At 63.1% G+C, this 16485-nt stretch carries 14 protein-coding genes; 10 read left to right on the top strand and 4 right to left on the bottom strand.

All coding sequences use genetic code 11. The annotated features are described in order from the left end of the window. Nucleotide 1 precedes the first annotated feature (1 nt). On the top strand, nt 2–2311 hold the full coding sequence (locus tag IRI77_RS33790) for a xanthine dehydrogenase family protein molybdopterin-binding subunit (protein ID WP_194449337.1): 2310 nt from the start codon (nt 2–4) through the stop codon (nt 2309–2311). Here IRI77_RS33790 and IRI77_RS33785 read toward each other — a convergent pair. After that, nucleotides 2301–3257: an ornithine cyclodeaminase family protein gene (locus IRI77_RS33785; protein WP_194449336.1), complete on the bottom strand. Its 957-nt coding sequence runs from the start codon at nt 3255–3257 to the stop codon at nt 2301–2303. The two genes, IRI77_RS33790 and IRI77_RS33785, sit on opposite strands and share 11 nt — an antisense overlap. Nucleotides 3258–3344: 87 nt before the next feature. On the opposite strand from IRI77_RS33785, the gene IRI77_RS33780 reads away from it, so the two are divergent. The 4 genes from IRI77_RS33780 (at nt 3345) to IRI77_RS33765 (ending at nt 6039) form a co-directional block, all read left to right on the top strand. Beyond that, entirely contained in the window at nt 3345–4442 is a 1098-nt protein-coding gene (locus tag IRI77_RS33780) for a PKD domain-containing protein (RefSeq protein WP_194449335.1), read from the top strand. A gap of 51 nt (nt 4443–4493) precedes the next feature. Next, nucleotides 4494–4763 carry a hypothetical protein gene (locus IRI77_RS33775; protein ID WP_194449334.1) on the top strand — a complete coding sequence of 90 codons (270 nt, stop codon included), beginning with the start codon at nt 4494–4496 and terminating at the stop codon, nt 4761–4763. A 93-nt stretch (nt 4764–4856) separates the two neighbouring features. Then, on the top strand, nt 4857–5099 hold the full coding sequence (locus tag IRI77_RS33770) for a hypothetical protein (RefSeq protein WP_194449333.1): 243 nt from the start codon (nt 4857–4859) through the stop codon (nt 5097–5099). 7 nt (nt 5100–5106) lie between these two features. Beyond that, a complete protein-coding gene (locus IRI77_RS33765) occupies nt 5107–6039 on the top strand; it encodes an ankyrin repeat domain-containing protein (RefSeq protein WP_194449332.1) in 933 nt (310 codons plus the stop codon). Between the two features lie 5 nt (nt 6040–6044). On the opposite strand, the gene IRI77_RS33760 is transcribed toward IRI77_RS33765, so the two are convergent. Beyond that, nucleotides 6045–7664, bottom strand: a complete 1620-nt coding sequence (locus IRI77_RS33760; protein ID WP_194449331.1) for a GH35 family beta-galactosidase — start codon at nt 7662–7664, stop codon at nt 6045–6047. Between the two features lie 126 nt (nt 7665–7790). Here IRI77_RS33760 and IRI77_RS33755 point away from each other — a divergent pair, with 126 nt between their 5' ends. Both IRI77_RS33755 and IRI77_RS33750 read left to right on the top strand, forming a co-directional pair. Next, a complete protein-coding gene (locus IRI77_RS33755; RefSeq protein WP_194449330.1) occupies nt 7791–10058 on the top strand; it encodes a GH92 family glycosyl hydrolase in 2268 nt (755 codons plus the stop codon). Between the two features lie 262 nt (nt 10059–10320). Next, nucleotides 10321–11907: a Gfo/Idh/MocA family protein gene (locus tag IRI77_RS33750; RefSeq protein WP_228486455.1), complete on the top strand. Its 1587-nt coding sequence runs from the start codon at nt 10321–10323 to the stop codon at nt 11905–11907. Between the two features lie 1633 nt (nt 11908–13540). On the opposite strand, the gene IRI77_RS33745 is transcribed toward IRI77_RS33750, so the two are convergent. Both IRI77_RS33745 and IRI77_RS33740 read right to left on the bottom strand, forming a co-directional pair. Next, nucleotides 13541–14356, bottom strand: coding sequence for an NAD-dependent epimerase/dehydratase family protein (locus IRI77_RS33745; protein ID WP_194449329.1), 816 nt, complete (start codon nt 14354–14356; stop codon nt 13541–13543). Beyond that, nucleotides 14353–14733, bottom strand: coding sequence for a MarR family winged helix-turn-helix transcriptional regulator (locus tag IRI77_RS33740; RefSeq protein ID WP_194449328.1), 381 nt, complete (start codon nt 14731–14733; stop codon nt 14353–14355). The genes IRI77_RS33745 and IRI77_RS33740 overlap by 4 nt, the downstream gene beginning before the upstream one ends. A gap of 252 nt (nt 14734–14985) precedes the next feature. On the opposite strand from IRI77_RS33740, the gene IRI77_RS33735 reads away from it, so the two are divergent. Genes IRI77_RS33735 through IRI77_RS33725 form a run of 3 tightly spaced genes read left to right on the top strand, consistent with a single transcriptional unit; the run spans nt 14986 to nt 16477 of the window. After that, nucleotides 14986–15384 carry a hypothetical protein gene (locus IRI77_RS33735; protein WP_194449327.1) on the top strand — a complete coding sequence of 133 codons (399 nt, stop codon included), beginning with the start codon at nt 14986–14988 and terminating at the stop codon, nt 15382–15384. Then, nucleotides 15384–15809 (top strand): DCC1-like thiol-disulfide oxidoreductase family protein, encoded by a 426-nt coding sequence (locus IRI77_RS33730; RefSeq protein ID WP_194449326.1) that lies wholly within the window; start codon nt 15384–15386, stop codon nt 15807–15809. Before IRI77_RS33735 ends, IRI77_RS33730 begins: the two co-directional genes overlap by 1 nt. Beyond that, on the top strand, nt 15788–16477 hold the full coding sequence (locus IRI77_RS33725) for a TetR/AcrR family transcriptional regulator (RefSeq protein WP_194449325.1): 690 nt from the start codon (nt 15788–15790) through the stop codon (nt 16475–16477). Before IRI77_RS33730 ends, IRI77_RS33725 begins: the two co-directional genes overlap by 22 nt. Nucleotides 16478–16485: the final 8 nt, after the last annotated feature.

The following is a 16485-nucleotide window of genomic DNA, read 5'->3' as shown; positions in this document are numbered from 1 at the left end:
CATGCGGCCCCGCACAGCAGTCCCCATCAGTTCCACCCTCACGCGGCGCAGTCTCGTGCAGGCGGGCGGCGCGCTCTTTGTCTCGCTGGCGCTGCCGGCACAGCAGCCGGACAGGCCTGCCGCGGCCGTCAGCGCACTCGATCCCACGCGACTCCCCTCGTGGCTGGAGATCCGTGCCGACAACACAATCGTGGCTCGCACCGGCCGCACAGAGACCGGCACCGGGATGAGCGCTTTCTACGCCCAGACGCTCGCCGAGGAGCTGTGCGTCCGGCCCGAGACGATCACGCTGATCCTCGGAGATACGGATCGTACGCCGGATGGGGGCTATTCGGCGGGCTTCCTCACAGGGGCGATGAACTTTCGGAAGGTCGGCGCGTATACGCATCAGGCGCTGCTCGGCCTGGCCGCTGCCCGCCTCGCAGTGCCGGCCGCGGAGCTCAGCGTCACGGATGGAAGCGTCTCCGGCGGCGGCAAGAGTATCAGCTACGGTCAGCTCGTGCAGGGCCAGCAGCTGGACCTGAAGATTCCGATCTCGGGTACGCCGGCCCGCGTCGATGCGACGACGGGCAACGGCCTGGCCGGGCTCGATGGCTACGTCGTCGCCGGCGACCCGCCCATGAGGCCCATTGGCCAGTACCGCGTGGTGGGCAAGTCGTATCCGATGCCAGGCATTCCGGACAAGGTGACGGGCCGGACGCAGTGGAGCTGTGACGTCAGGCTGCCGGGCATGCTGCACGCCCGCATGATCCGGCCCGCGACGCTTGGCTCCACCTTGCTCGCGCTGGGGACGCTGGACAAGAAGCGCTTTCCCACCGCGCAGGTCGTCCGCAAGAACAACCTCGTGGCGGTCGTCTCACCCGACGAGTGGGAAGCGATCGGCGCCGCGCGGGCCGTTGCGAACACAACCCAATGGACGGCGTGGGCCGGCCTCCCCGGAAGCGAGAATCTGACGGCTGCCCTGCGAGCAGTCAACTGGGGCGCGCCCAGTGAGGCTCATGGCAAAGCCGAAACCGTCACCGCTTCGCTGGCAGGCGCGGCCCGGACCATCTCGGCGAGTTACGAGCAGCCGTATGTGCGCCACGCCCCCATGGGTCCGTTTGTCGCAGTTGCTGAGGTAAAGCCCGACGGCGCGGTCACTGTGTGGACCCACTCCTCGCACTCCCAGGGCCTGCGGGCACAGCTCGCACACACATTTGGCGTCCCTGTGGAGAAGGTCGTGGTCCGCTGGCTGGATCAGGCCGGGCAGTATGGCCGCACTACCTTTGGCGGCGATGGAGCCGAGGCGGACGCGGTGGTCCTTTCACAGATGACCGGCAAGCCCGTGCGCGTCCAGTGGACCCTGCAGGAGGACCTCGCATGGTCCACTGTATCCCCCGGCTGGGTCGCGGATATCAAGGCTGGCCTCGACGCCAGCGGCCGCATAGCCGCGCTTCAGCTCGACTCCTACATGCCGAAGCAGATGGACGCGCGGCTGCTGGGCGCGATCCTGGCCGGCCTGCCCTGCAGCACCTCGAAGTCCTCCAATTTCCTCGCGCTGGAGTGGGCCTATGACCGCATTCCGAACTTCTGTGAGCGCGGCTTCGGCATGGGCAACCTGGCTGGGGAAACGCCCGCCGGCGGCCTGCGCGGCAATATTATGCGTACGCCGGGGCAGCGCCAGCAGAACTTCGTCCTGGAGGGACTCATCAACGAAGCTGCCGCAACGGCCGCCGCCGATCCCATTCAATACCGGCTCGACCATACGACGGACCAGAGGCTGATCGACATCCTGAAGGCGACCGCGAAGGCGGCCGGATGGACCCCGCGACCCTCACCTAAGCCGGAGGCGCGAAGAGACGGGCCAGGCACGCTGACAGGTCGAGGGGTCAATATCATGAAGCGCTCCAACGCCTACTGGGTGGGGATCGCCGAGATCGCCGTGACGCCGGCAACGGGGGTGGTGCAGGTCACAAAATTCACGATCGGCCTGGAGTGCGGCAAGATCATCAACCCGCGCCAGCTCGACCGCTGCATGAAGAGCGGACTGGTCATGGGACTCAGCGAGACGTTGAAGGAGGAGGTGACCTTCGACAAGGAACGGGTCACCAGCACGGACTGGAGCAAGTACAAAATCCTGACGATGGCTGAGATGCCTGAGATCCGGACTGTCCAGGTTTCGCGCGATGACCAGGGGTTCGGTACAGGTGGAGAGGCCGCCAACGGCATCTGCGCTCCGGCGGTGGCGGCTGCGTTTTTCGACGCCACGGGGGTGCACCCACGACGCATTCCGTTGACCCCTGCCTACGTGACGAAACTGCTCAAGGGTTGATCCGTTGCTCGTCCGGCTGGGTGTACAGGGCCCACGCCGTGGCCAAGTCCTGCACGACGTGACCCAGTGATTTGTAGACGGTGATCTGGTCCTGCGACTGGCGACCGGGAATCGTGCCGGCCAGGACCTGGCCGATCTCGCCCACGAGGTGATCGTCTCCGATCAGGCCGGCCTGCTTGGCCCGCAGGAACTCGGCGCCCTGCAGCAGTACGCCCTCGCGGCTGTCCGCGATGAACCGGGACCGCACCACCAGGTCGTTGTCGACCTCCACCGGACCCGCATGGCTGGAGCCCACGACGTTCACGTGTGTGCCCGGCTTCAGGCACCGGCCCTGCAGTATGGGCTCGGCCGAAGAGGTGACGGTACAGACGATGTCGGCGTCCGCGACGGCCTCTTCCACAGAGGCAGCCGGCAGCACCGGGCAGGCGGCTTCCGTCCGCTCCGCCAGGGCAGCGGCCCGTGCCGGGGATCTGCCCCAGATGCGGATCGACTCCAACTTTCTGACCTGGGCGATGGCCTGGATGTGCGTTCCGGCCTGTTCGCCGGAGCCCAGTATGGCGAGGCGGGCGGCATCGGGACGGGCGAGGGCATCAGTGGCCACCGCGCTGGCCGCGGCTGTCCGGATGGCCGTGAGTTCGCCTGCATGGACCACGCAGACGGGCTCTCCGGTGAGGGGATCGAACAAGACGACCACACCCTGATGCGACTGCCGGCCGAGCGCGGCGTTGCCGTGGAAGACGCTGATCAGCTTCGCGCCGAAGGGAACATCCGTACCCAGCGCCCCGGGCATGATGCCGAACAGGCGGCCCGGTGAAAGGGTCAGGATGGAGCGCAGGTGCTGGATGGTCTCGCCCTTCGAGAACGCGATCATCGCGTCCCGCACGATGGGGATGCAGCGCGGATAGGTGAGACGGCGGGCAACTTCCTCGCGGTCAATGAAGCGCATGGGCTGGGTCCTTCTGAAGCGTCAGGTGGTTTCAAAGTAGCACGAGGGGGTTGCTGAGCAGCGCGCGTTCGCATTAGATGGAGAGTCATGAGTTCCCATCCCGCCCTCCGCGTACTGCTGCTGCCCGTGCTGGCCGCGCTGCTGCACGCGCAACCGCAGTCGCTGGCCCGCCCTGGCGTCACCTTCCAGATCTTCCAGTTCCCTGCAGACCAGATCCCCCGAGTGGACGGCAACACGGATGACTGGTCAATGGTGCCGGAGAGCTACATGATCGGGACGGACCAGTTGATGGATACAGTCCATGGCCGAGGCACGAACATCGACCGCAAGGATCTCGATGTGCGTGTGAAGGTGGGCTGGGTGAAGGGCATAAACCGCCTCTACTTCCTCTATGAGGCGTACGACAACTACTGGGACTTCTCGCGCAACGACCTGCACAACGACATCTTCGAAGTGGTGGTGGACGGCGACCTGTCCGGCGGCCCGCTGATCGCCCAGATGCACCCGAACAAAGACATTCCGCGCTGGGACGCGCATTTCTCCATGCATGGCGTGCATGCGCAGAACTATCACATCTTCACGCCGGCGGAGGGCAAGGACTGGGCACTGGCGTGGGGCTGCCAGCCGTGGATCAAGGAACTGCCGTATATGAATGCGGCGTACAAGTACAACTTCAAGCCGGGTGAGGCGGGCCGCCTAACGCTGGAGTTCTGGATTACACCGTTCGACTATGCGAGCTGCGACGGGCCGGACCGGTCGGTCGAGTCGAAGCTCTGGGAGAACAAGATCATCGGGCTCTCGTGGTCGATCTTGGACTACGACGACGTCAACGCCAAGACGCACACGGGCTTCTGGAACCTCTCCCACAAGCAGACGATGTACGGCAACGCGTCTGACCTGGTCGCGTTCCGCCTGATGCCGTTGGAGCCCAATTTGAGAAAGAAGCTCGAAGCCCAATGGTCCTTCGTGGTGGCGGACATGGACCGCCGTCTGATCGCGTTCACGGATCGGACTGTGGGCCAGGTGACGTCTTGGAAGTGGGATTTCGGCGACGGCACAGAATCGACGGAGCAGCATCCGATCCACGCGTACGAGAAGGCAGGGCAGTACGTTGTCACCCTGTACGTTGAGGGACCCGCCGGAAAGTCGCGCCGTGCCAAGGTGTGGGACGTGACCGTGAAGTAGGGCGGGAGGCGCCATGATGACAGACGCGTCCGTCGCCGGAACATGCTGGCGATGGGCGCGGGAGCCCGGTTGAATCCGGGCGGAGCGGCCGCGCAAGCGGTCGGACTGAAGACAGGCGACCTGCCCGATCTCACCATCAAGGAAGTGAAGGTCTATGTCGTCGATCCGGGCCAACCGGGCACGGCGGTGACGAACGCGGGCTGGATGGCAGTTGCACGCTCGCACGCCGCTACTGGCATTCGAACTGGAGCAACGAGGGCTGGCTGGAGTTCGCCACACGGACGCGGCAAGACGGGGCCAAGCTCACAGAGGCGGGCATGAAGCCGCTGCGCGAAACGGTTGAGTTTGCGAGGCCACATCTGCGGGGCGGATCAGGGCTTATACTGGAACGCTAGTACCTCTGGGGCTTCCACTTTGAAAACCGGCTACGAGATCAGCTACTACGACTTTCTGCGGCTGTGTTCCGATCACCGCGCGGAGACGGCACCGCTGCTGCGGGCGTGGTTTGGCTATGAGATTGTCCCGGGCGAGCGCGACTTTGAACTGCGGGATGTCCACGGCGCCGCACTCTTTCCGGCCAGTGTTCATGCGGTGATTCAGGCTGACCCGGAGCACCAGGGTACAATTTACCGAGTTGCGATGACTCTGTGGCGGTGAAGCACCCATGAAACTTCTGTTCTGGCTCATTGTTCTCTGCGACATGGCAGGGATCTTCCTGATGTTTGTGCTCGGACTGGCCGCGGCCACAAGTTCGAAGACGAGTTCGATCAGCGTGGCCGGGGTTATGCTGCTGGTCCCCGGGCTGGTGCTGGCGCTGTCGATCTTCCTGTTTCACGGGACTTCGTCGCGGTTGCTGCGCGGGACCGGGTTCCTGCTGGCGCTGTCGCCGGTGTTGATTCTCGTCCTGCTGAAGGGCTACACCGAGGCGCAGGTGCGGCTGAACAGCGACTCGCAGGGCAACCTGACGTTCTTCCGCTCAGGACCCGTCCGTGATATCGCCACTGCTATCTCGCAGAACGATGCCGCTACGGTGGCGTCGCTGGCGCCCAAAGTCGATGTGAACAGCCGCGGTTTTGCGGACACCACTCTGCTGATGCTGGCCTTCCGGCAATTGCGCGCCACTCCGGACCATCTGGAGGTGCTGCGGGCGCTGATGAAGGCAGGGGCCGATCCAAACCTCGGGTCTGGCGATGAGCTACCGCTGAGTCTGGCGATTCAGCTCAGCGGGAAGACAGGGCCGGAACCGGTCCAATTGCTGCTGGCAGCCGGCGCCAAGCCGAATACCAAGGATTCCTTCGGTACGCCGGTCTTCTATGGAGCGGCGGGCCGGACGGTGCCTCCGGAGATCTTGCAGATGGTGCTGGATCACGGCGCGGATATCAAGGCTCGCGACTCGCAGGGGAACAGCGTGGTGTTCGCGGCGTCGACTTCCTCGAACTGGAAGGCGGCACTGATGCTACTGGAGCGAGGCGCGGACTGGAAACAGTACCGCACGCCCGACGGCATGGGCTACAAGGACATGCTGGAATCCCATCTGCGTGTATACGGAGATGAACCAGGACTGGCCGAAGTCATCGCGTTCGTGCGGCAGCACTGAGCCGGTCAATAAGACATCAGCTTCGCTCGCAGGATTGCCCCCTGCGAGGGTAGTGTCAGGCGGAAGAAGGTCTCGTCGCCGTTGAGCCGGCGGGCGGCCTTCCATTCGCCATTCTCGAACTTGCCCTCTTCTACCCAGAGGAATTGGGCGCTCTTGAGCTTGGAGCCGCGGCGGGGTTCGAAGCGGATCGTGGTGTCGAAACCGAGGATCACGAACTCATCCGGTGCGATCTCGGAGACCATCGCACGGCCGGTTTTGCGGGCCGTCCCCGACGCAAAGGTGCCGCCATAGCTGACCTCGGGCCTGCCGAACTGGGCGAGCACCTCATAGTCTGTGAAGGTGAGCAGGCGCTCAGTGATCTGATCTTCTTCCACGGCGGAGTGGAGTTTGCCGGTGCCCTGCCAGGCGGCGATCTGGTCGAGAGCGGGGCCGAGCAGGCGGTAGTTGTCCATCATGGGGCGGACGAGATCGGCGATGCTGGTGCCGGCGCTGACTCCGGGGACGCCGTCCGGGACAGTGCCCGCGCCGATGCGATCGATGCCGAAGGGGGCGAAGCCCAGGGCGTCGTAGTCGGCCAGGGCGTAGAACATATAGCGGGCGAAGGCTCCGAAGCCCCCTGTTTCCGGGATGAGCAGGGCGTTGTCGGGCCGGCCGTAGCTCTCGCAGACGGCGCGGTAGCCGGCGTAGTCCATCACGTAGATGTCGGGCGCAATCACGTCGATGGAAGGGGTCGCTACCTTCCAGATGTCGAGCACGTTGGAGGTGGCTCCGCCGCTGGGGTAGGCCTCGCCGGGGCGCATGAAGTTCTTGCGCTCGCGCAGCCAGACATTGACGTAGAGCGGGAGGCCGTACTCCTTCCGGCCGCCTGCGGCGACTTCGTTCACGTACTTCGCGACATGCCAGGCGGCGAAGGCTTCGTCGGCCTCCGGACCGAAGACCTGGGTCCAGGTGCCGGCGTTCTTCTTGAGGGCGGTGGTCAGCGCGGCGGGTACGGGTCCTTCAAAGAGCTTGTTGGAAGCGGGGGCGTGATCGCGGTCAGTAAAGAGGGAGCCGGGTTCATTCTCGACCTGCACCATGATGACGGTGTGTGCGTCGCCATCCACTTCCTTGAGGTGGCGCATGAAGGCGGCGAAGGCGTTGCGATCCGCGTGCATGGTTGCCTCGCTGTGGGGTGAGAGGACGCGGACGGGTTTGCCGCCCGAATCAATCATGCGGGGGTACTTGGCGGTGTCGGCCTTTACCCACCCGGGCGCGTAGTCCATGACGCCGTTCTTCCAGGTGGCGAACCAGAGCAGGACGAGACGCAGGTTCTGGGCGCGGGCGTCACGGATGATCTGATCGACGGCTTCGAAGTGGAACTCGTTGGGCTTGGGCTCGACGATCTCCCAGTAGACCGGGATCTCGGCCGTGTTGGCGTGGAGGGCCTTGTAGACAGGCCAGATCTCCTGCATGCGAGATGGCCACCCGGTGGAGTTGTTCACCTGGCCGCCCAGGAGGATGAAGGGCTTGCCGTCCACCAGGAGCGTGAACTTGCGCCCCTGTTTGACGATCTGCGGCATGGGCGCGGCAACAGCGCAACAGATCAGCGCAGCCGCCAGCAGGGCGGGTTTGAACAATCGGAGCATACAAAGATCCTCTCGTCGCGGCCAGGAATGACCGAGGGCCATTCTACAGCGATTGAACGGCGGAAGAACCCCATGCGGCGCGGCGGGTGGCGCGGGCATACACTCAAAGTGAGGTTTTACTCAGTGATGTTTGATCGTTTCATACCTGTTTTACTGCTTTCGTCCATAACACTCTTCGCCGCGGGAGATCCCAGCCGCCACGTCAACGTCTTCATCGGCACGGGCGGGCACGGCCACACATACCCCGGCGCGACGCTGCCCCACGGCATGGTGCAACTGAGTCCCGACACCTTTGACAGCGGTTGGGACTGGTGCTCGGGCTATCACTATTCCGATTCGTCGATCATGGGCTTCAGCCACACGCACCTGAGCGGCACCGGCGTGGGCGACCTGCTGGATGTGCTGGTGATGCCGGGTACCGGTCCGGCAAAGACTGAGCCGGGCACGCGCGAGAATCCGGAGCAGGGCTACCGGTCCCGGTTCTCCCATCAGGACGAGACCGCGGTGCCCGGCTACTATTCGGTGCTGCTGAAGGACTACAACATCAAGGCGGAGCTCACCGCCACTGAGCGCGCCGGGTTCCACAAGTACACGTTCCCGGCCAGCGACTCGAGCCATTTCATTGTGGATCTGGCGCACGCCAACGGCGGACCGCAGAGGGTCACAGAAGCGGAATTGAAGTTTGTGGGCGATTCGACGGTGACCGGCGGGCGGCGCGTGAATGGGTGGGCCAAGGGCCGATACATCTATTTCGCGATGAAGTTCTCGAAGCCGTTCGGGCGGTCCGAGATCGTCGCCGATGGCAAGACCTTGGACGCGGCGTTGCGTGAGGCCAAGGGCAGGAGTGTCAAGGCGCTGGTGCATTTCAAGACGACGGCCGGCGAAGTGATCCAGGTAAAGGTGGGGCTTTCGGCGGTGAGTGTCGAAGGAGCGATGAAGAACCTGGAGACGGAGATTCCGGACTGGGATTTCGCCAAGGTCGAGGCCAAGGCAAAGGAGAGCTGGAGGAAGGAGCTTTCGCGGGCGGCCATCGAAACCAAGGACGAGAAGCGGGCGCAGGTCTTCTACACCGCGCTGTATCACACGATGCTGGCGCCGACGCTGTTTGACGATGTCGACGGGCAGTATCGGGGCATGGACAATGCGGTCCACACGATGAAGGCCGGAGAGCACAACTACAGCACGTTCTCGCTGTGGGACACGTACCGCGCGCTGCATCCGCTGTACACGCTGATGCAGCAGGACCGGCTGCCGGGCCTGTTGAACTGCCTGATCCGGATGGGCGAAGAGAGTCCGGCGGGTGTCCCGATCTGGCCGCTGCAGGGGCGGGAGACATTCTGCATGACTGGCTACCATTCAGCTCCGGTCATCGCCGAGGCGATGATGAAGGGCATCCAGGGTGTCGACTACGAGCGGGCCTACGCGAAGTTGTACCAGCGGGCGATGGTAGACGATTACCGCGGGCTGGGTTACTACCGTAAGCTGGGCTACATTCCGAGCGATAAGGAAGAGGAGTCGGCCACGAAGACGCTGGAGTATAGTTACGACGCGTGGTCCGTGGCGCAGATCGCGCGCGAACTCGGGAAGATGGGCGAGTACGAGAAGTTGCTGGGCCAGGCGGGGAACTATCGCAATTTATGGGACAAGTCGACAGGCTTTGTCCGGCCGCGGCTGGAGAATGGCGAGTGGGCGGGTCCGTTCGATCCAAAGACGACCGGTGTTTCGAAGAAGTGGCGCGACTACACGGAAGCGAACTCGTGGCAGGCAACGTGGGGGGCACAGCAGGATCCGAAGGGCTACATCAACCTGTTGGGCGGCAGGCAGGCATTTATCGACAAGCTGGATGCGCTGTTCGCACAGTCGACGGAGACGGTGGGGGAAAAGGTGGCCGACATGACGGGACTGGTGGGGCAGTATGCGCACGGCAACGAGCCGAGCCATCACATCGCCTACCTGTATTCCTATGGCGGAGCGCCGTACAAGACGCAGGAGCGCGTGCGGTATCTGCTGGATCATCTGTATGGCAACACGCCGGACGATGGAGTGTCGGGCAATGAAGATTGCGGCCAAATGTCGGCGTGGTATGTGATCAGCGCGCTGGGCTTCTATGCCGTGGATCCGGCGAGTGCGAACTATGTCTTCGGGACGCCGCTGTTTGACCGGGCGACGATCGACATGGGCGCGGGCCGAAAACTGGTGGTGGAGGCTGTCAGGAAGTCGGCGGATGACAAGTACATCCAGTCGGTGACCCTGAATGGCAAGCCGTATGAAAAGGCGTGGTTCCCGCATTCGGCGATCGCGGATGGAGGGAAGATCGTGTTCCGAATGGGCGCCGAGCCGAACAAGCAGTTTGCTTCGGCGGTGGAAGCGGCTCCGCCGTCGATGACGAAGTAGGGATCAGATCCCGATGAACAAGATTGGGTGCGTGGGGCGGAAGAGTCCGCCCTTCGCGGCGCGGGCCTTTCGATAGGTGCTCGGGTTTCGCCGTGGGGGCCGGTTGCTTGCTCTCGGCAGGCAATCGCAATAGAATCAACGAGCAGAAACGAGCGGATGAGTGCTGCGCCTTTCGGTGTCCGAAGACTCCAGGCCGGTGCACCCTCCTGACAGCGACGCCTGTTAGAGCCAACCAGCCGCACTTCATATCGATTAGGAGGCCATGATGCCAGACGGCGGATTTTCGAGACGTTACTTCTTTTATGGATCTCTTCTGGCCGGCGCAATTCCGACAGGCGGCTTCGGAAGCGTGGCTTCCCTGCGGGCTGCCGGCTACAAATCGCCGAACGAGAAGCTGAACATCGCCGCGATTGGCGTGGGCATCCGGGGTCCGGAGATCCTGATGGGCGTGACGCCCACGGAGAATGTCGTTGCGCTCTGCGACGTCGATGAGAAGCGGGCCGCGAAGGCCTTCACGACGTACGAGAAGGCGACAAAGTACAAGGATTTCCGCAAGCTGCTGGAGACCGAGAAGACGGTGGACGCGGTGATGGTTGCGACGCCGGACCATATGCACACGCCCATCGCGCTGGCCGCGATGCAGCACGGCAAGCACGTGTACTGCGAGAAGCCGCTGACGCGCACGGTGCACGAGACGCGGCTGCTGGTGGAAGCGGCCGCCAAGTACAAAGTGGCCACGCAGATGGGGAATCAGGGCTTCAATCACGAAGCCACGAAGACGGCGTGCGAGATCCTATGGTCGGGCGATATCGGCGAGGTGAAGGAACTGCATGCGTGGACGGGCGGCATCTACGGCGGGCAGCCGAAGATCCCCGAGACGGGTCCGGAAAAGACAGAGGTCCCCGGGACGCTGGATTGGGATCTGTGGCTCGGCCCGGCGAAGCCACGGGACTTCAATCCGCTGATGACGAACCAGTGGCGGGCGTTCCAGGACTTCTCGACGGGCGGTTCGCTGGGCGACTGGCTGGTGCACAACCTGGGGCCGGCGCACCTGGCGCTGCAGTTGGACAAGGCCTCGCCGACGAGCGTGGAGTGTGTGTTCGTGGAGGGCAAGAGCGAGTGGCTGTGGCCGCTGCGGGCGCACCTGGTGTTTGAGTTCCCTGCCCGGGCGAACATGCCGCCAGTGACGGTCCACGCCTACCAGAATATGCGCGGCGATTTCGAGAATCCTCCGGGCATGGCTGAGGGAGACCGGCTGTTCCCATCGATGAACAATCTGGCGGAAAAGGGTCGGCCCTTCCTGAGTACGGGCGACGGAACGATGATGGTTGGCGACCGGTTGGGTATTGATGGAAAGCCGGCTCCGGGTGTGTTCGCTCCGGGTGGACCGCGGCCTCCGGGCATGGGTCCGCGTCCGGGCGGGCCGGGTGGACCTGGTGGTCCGGGTGGACCGGGCGGCGCGCTGACCGCGGAGGCGAAGATGCGGGCTCCGGGCAATGGAGCGGTGTTCGTGGGCTCGAAGGGGTACATGGCCACGACGACCCGCGGCGAGGGTGTGTGGCTGCTGCCGGCGTCGCGCTGGGCGGAGTACAAACTGCCGCCGCAGATGCTGCAGCGGGGCATCAACCATCAGCAGGATTGGATCCGCGCATGTAAGGGCGGAGCTCCGGGTGTGTCCCAGTTCCCGGTGGCGGCGAAGTACATTGAGTGGCTGGCGCTGGGGGCGATTGCGCTGCGGGTGCCCGGCAAGTTGAATTATGACGGGGAGAAGGGCCGGTTTACGAACAGTCCGGAAGCGAACAAGTATCTGCAGCCATTCCTTCGCAAGGGGTGGGAGTTGAAGCTGTAGGCTCGGCGTCGACTCAGCTGAGTTCTGTTTCTTCGAAATGGGGGCATCGATCGTTGAGATCGTGCCCCCTTTGTTTTGTCCGCGCCTGGACGAACCGCACGCTCTCCGGCTGCCGATGGAGTGAGAGGGGACGAATTGGGTGCGTGGGCGAGCCCGTCGCTTCGCTCCGGGACTGAACGCCCGGCGGGCCTGGCTGCAGGGTTCGGCGGACCTTGGCTCAGTCGCGGGCTTCCGCCACAGACTGCAAGCCGAAGCCCTGGCAGGCGCAAATCGCAGGCGGAGATATTCCCGGAAACAAGTTAGCGCTTGTGCGGCAATGCCTGGAGGAGAGTGCGGTTTGTGGAGGCTGGCTTCGAGAATCCCTGTTCCAGATGGCTTTGTTCACTCAGAAGCTGTGGATTGAGCGAGGCTGGGGCTGATGGGGCGGGCTGGGTTGTTGGGATCCGGTGCAAGTGGCTTTGTTCGCTCAGCGAGAGTGGATTAGGGAGGCCGATGGGGCGAACCGGGTGGCTGGGGTCCAGGTCCGAGTGGGTTTGTTCGCTCAAAACCGGTGGATGGGCGTTCCAGGTGGTGGATCGTGCCGGGCTTGTTTTCAGGGGTCCGGTCGAAAGTGGCTTTGTTCCCTCACGTGCGCTGGATTCAAGGCTTGGCACCGGTGGGGGCCGGGGACGTTCGAGGCCGGAATGGGTTTGTCTGTTCTATTGCCGAGCTGGTGGTTTTCGATTGAAAGTGGGTTTGTTTGGCCAAAAGTGCCGAGACGGCGGCCCGATCGGCTTTCGGTGCGCATTCCAAAATGGCTTTGTTCAACCCGGAATGGCGGCAATGCGGGCTCCGATGCCGACGCTCCAGCCTGGGACAAAGGAACTGGAGCATCGGCGTCGATTAGCGGGATGCGGTTCGGCTGTCAAAGAACTTCGGATGGACGCCTGCAGTGGTTGTCCGATCCGCTCGACCGGGTTCGAAGCCAGTCGAGCCTAGCAAACTGTGGCGGAAGTCGCGCAGCCGCGTTTGCACCGCCGCCGGTCACGAAATGCAACCTCAACGCGATCTTGCGGCTGCCTCCCAGCGACCCTCCCTCTCGGAGGTGGAAGACCGGCGCCGGAGCGAACACAAAGGGCGGTAAGGGGTTGCGGCCCATGGCAGTGTCGAGCCGACCTCCGAGTGGCCGGCACTAGTTCGGCCGGATCTTCGCGCCCTGGGCTCGCAAGCGCTTGCCGCGCGGCTTGCGGGACTTCCGCCACAGACTGCTTGATCATGGCACACGGATTGGCTGGTTCCCGGACCGGGGATTTGGAAGTTGCTGAATCAAAAAGGAAAATATAGTGACTTCCGCGGGCATCGAAGATCGCTTAACGCTGAAAATGGGGGAGAAGTAGGGTAAGCGGGCGTGGATTCGCTTGGGTAAGAGCTGCCTCTGGAAGGCCGGGGTTGGCGTGGGCCGAGCGTTTCCGGGCGATGCTTTCGGAGATGACCCGTGTGGGCGCGATGCTGAGATCGGCCGGGGCTCTGCAGAGAAAGTCAGGCTAACGGGCATTCCGGTCCGACACTTTGTCTGTCCGCATGGTTTCTCACAAGCTGGATGCGAGTGTGGGCCATTTGGCGTTGTGGCCTGGGGATCAGGCATCAAGACCCGTCACATCAGATTCTCCTGCGCGGCCTGATGAACAGTCCTCACAGTTGGTTGGAATCCGAACTGACGAGCTAGTGATCCATCGACGTGGAGGTGCCATGGATTCTTCAGCGGCTCGTTCAGCGGCTCCATTCTTTCGCCAACCAACTCGCTGAGCTCATAGATTGAGGTTGGCGCCTCATCGACGATATTGACAATACGCCCGTCCATCGCCCCAGCGAGTGCGAGTTTCATCGCAACGGCAATATCACGATGGTGGACCATGCTCATCCTCTGGGCAGGATGCCATCCCGCCCTGCGCACAAGGTTTGGCAGCGACTCCAGGTGTCCGTCCTTGTCGCCATAGACGAAGCCGAACCGCTGGATCGACCAGTTCAGTCCGCTTTGACGCAGTTCGTTCTCGGCCGCGATCTTGCTGGCCGGGTAAGCCATTGCCGGATTCGCAGCGTCATCCTCGCGGCTGGGGCGCGGGCTGTCCACGTTATAGACGTTGGTGGTGCTCGCCATAATGAAGCGTGCCCCGGGAGCATGTTCCTGCGCAGCGACGATGAGGTTGCGCGTACCTTCGAGGTTGGTCTTCCAGATCAGGCCGGTGTCGGGCGTGCGGAAAAGTGCGGCAAGATGAATGATCGCCGAGACGCCCTTGACCGCTGGTGCCAGCGACGCAGGATCAAGAAGGTCGCCCTCCACGGCCGTCGCTCCAGCGGGAGCTTCTTTTCCGCCGCGCATGAGGGTGCGGCAGCCGATGCCGGCCTCGACGAGACGTGGCACGAGCCTCGCTCCCACAAGTCCGGTCGCGCCAGTTACCAGGATTGTCATACGTCCACTCCATTTCGTGAAAACTTCTCAAGGCGTTCGGTAGCAGTCTGGAGCACCTTGATCGCGGTGGCGATCGATGCGGCGTCGATACCATCGAATGCCACCTTGTGGATGAGCGTTAGATCGGGCAACCTACCCCACATCTTGTTGCCAGCCGCAGTCAACTGGAGAAGTTTCTGCCGCTGATCGACGCGGTCTGGCACTTGCTCGACAAGACCTTTGCTGACCAGCGATCCCACAACAGCGCTAAGCGTCGCTCGCTCGATGTGGAGCATACGCAGCAGATCGCGCTGCATGGTCGGCCCGTCATGAGCCAGTTGATACAGCACATACCATTGAGTGGCTCCGAGGCCGTGCGGCTGGAGGAGAGCCTCCATCGCGGCTCGACCCGCGAAATAGCAACGCTTCGCCCAGGCTCCAACCGAATCTTGCCCTTTAAACTTGCTAGGCACCTAACAATATTGCTAGGTTCCTAACAAAATGTCAAGCCGAAGATCCGGCCCGTGGTCTTCGTCAGGCAAGTGCGGTTTTGAACATGTTCATATTTCTCTTGACCCGAGCCAGCGTGAGGAGTACCCTTCAATTTGAACGCGTTCAACATTTGTGATGCCTTCGAAAGGAGGGAGCGCATGTACATTGTCGTCTGTTACGTCACCTATCTGGCTATTAGCCTCGCCGTGACGGTCTGGGTGGCCCGGACGCTGCGGCGGAGTGGCGGTAGTTTCCTGATCGATGCATTCCACGGCAACCGCGAGTTGGCCGATTCCGTGAACCATTTGCTGGTTGTCGGGTTCTATCTCATCAACGTGGGCTACGTTGCGCTGGCTCTGCGCACGACAGTCCAAGTGGGGGATGCGAGGGCTGCGATGGAGCTCGTGTGCGAGAAACTCGGCCTGGTGCTGATCGTGCTGGGCGCGATGCACTTTCTCAATATCTATGTCTTTAGCCGGCTGAGACGGCGAGGGCAGGCGGAGCTGCGGCCGCCGATGCCGCCCGACGCCCGGATATCCATCCCTTCGGAGTCGTAATGCCGCCTGTCACAAGCATCACGATCGTCTACGACGCGGCCTGCGGTCTCTGCACGTTTGCGAAGGATTGGATCGGACGGCAAGTTCCCCTGATTGGACTTAGGTTCGTGGCGGCCGGATCCGCGGAAGCTCAGCGCGCGTTCCCGCAGCTCTCGCCGGGCGAGCTGTCCGTGGTGGCGGATACAGGTGAAGTCTGGTTAGGGAATCGCGGCAGGATCGTTTGTCTTTGGGCGTTGAGAGACTACCGCCAGCTTGCTTTCCGGTTGACCAGCCCGGCGCTATTGCTGCTGGCCCGGGAGGCTTTTGCCGCCGTTTCAGGAAACCGTCTCGCACTCTCCAGCGCGCTGCGTCTTCGAAGCGAGCGGGACATTGAGCAACAGCTCAGGAAGGGGGCGGCTCCGCGATGCCAGACCGGGTCGAGGTAAAACCCACGCCGAAGAGCGAAGAGACGCGCCAGCGGATTCTGAGCGCCGCCCTGAAGCTGTTCCATGACCGCGGGTTCGAGGCGGCCACGATGCGAGACATCGCGGACGAGGCCGGCGTAGCCACCGGCGCCGCATACTACTACTTCCCGTCCAAGGACGCGATCGTGATGGAGTTCTATCGGCGTTCCTCGGACGAAATGCAGCGCAAGATCGAGGCGGCCCTGGATGGTGCCAGCGGACTGGAACAGCGTTTACTAGCACTGATTCGAGTGAAGTGGGCTCACTTTGCGCCTCACAGACGAATCATGCGCGCGCTGCTGCGAAACGGCGCCGATCCCGGATATCCACTGTCGCCCTTCAGCGCGCAGACCCGGGAGATCCGGGCCATCGACATCGGCTGGTTTCGCCGCATCGTGGTCGATTGCGGCCTGCGGATTCCGAAGGACCTCGAACCGCACTTGCCCGACGTTCTCTGGTTCTTTCAGATGGGGGCCATCTACTTCTGGGTCATCGACGAGTCACCCAACCAGGAGAACAGCCATCGGCTTCTCGCGATCGCGGCGAGGAGCATTGCCTTGCTGCTTCGAGTTTCAGCACTGCCCCTGATGCGGCCCGTACGCAAAGCCGCGCTGGAGATAGTCCAGATCGTGAAGGGCGCTGCGGTGTAAGTACGGCT

This window comes from Paludibaculum fermentans (assembly GCF_015277775.1).
In the GTDB taxonomy this organism is placed as follows: Bacteria; Acidobacteriota; Terriglobia; order Bryobacterales; family Bryobacteraceae; genus Paludibaculum; species Paludibaculum fermentans.
This window is presented reverse-complemented; position numbering and strand designations above follow the sequence as displayed.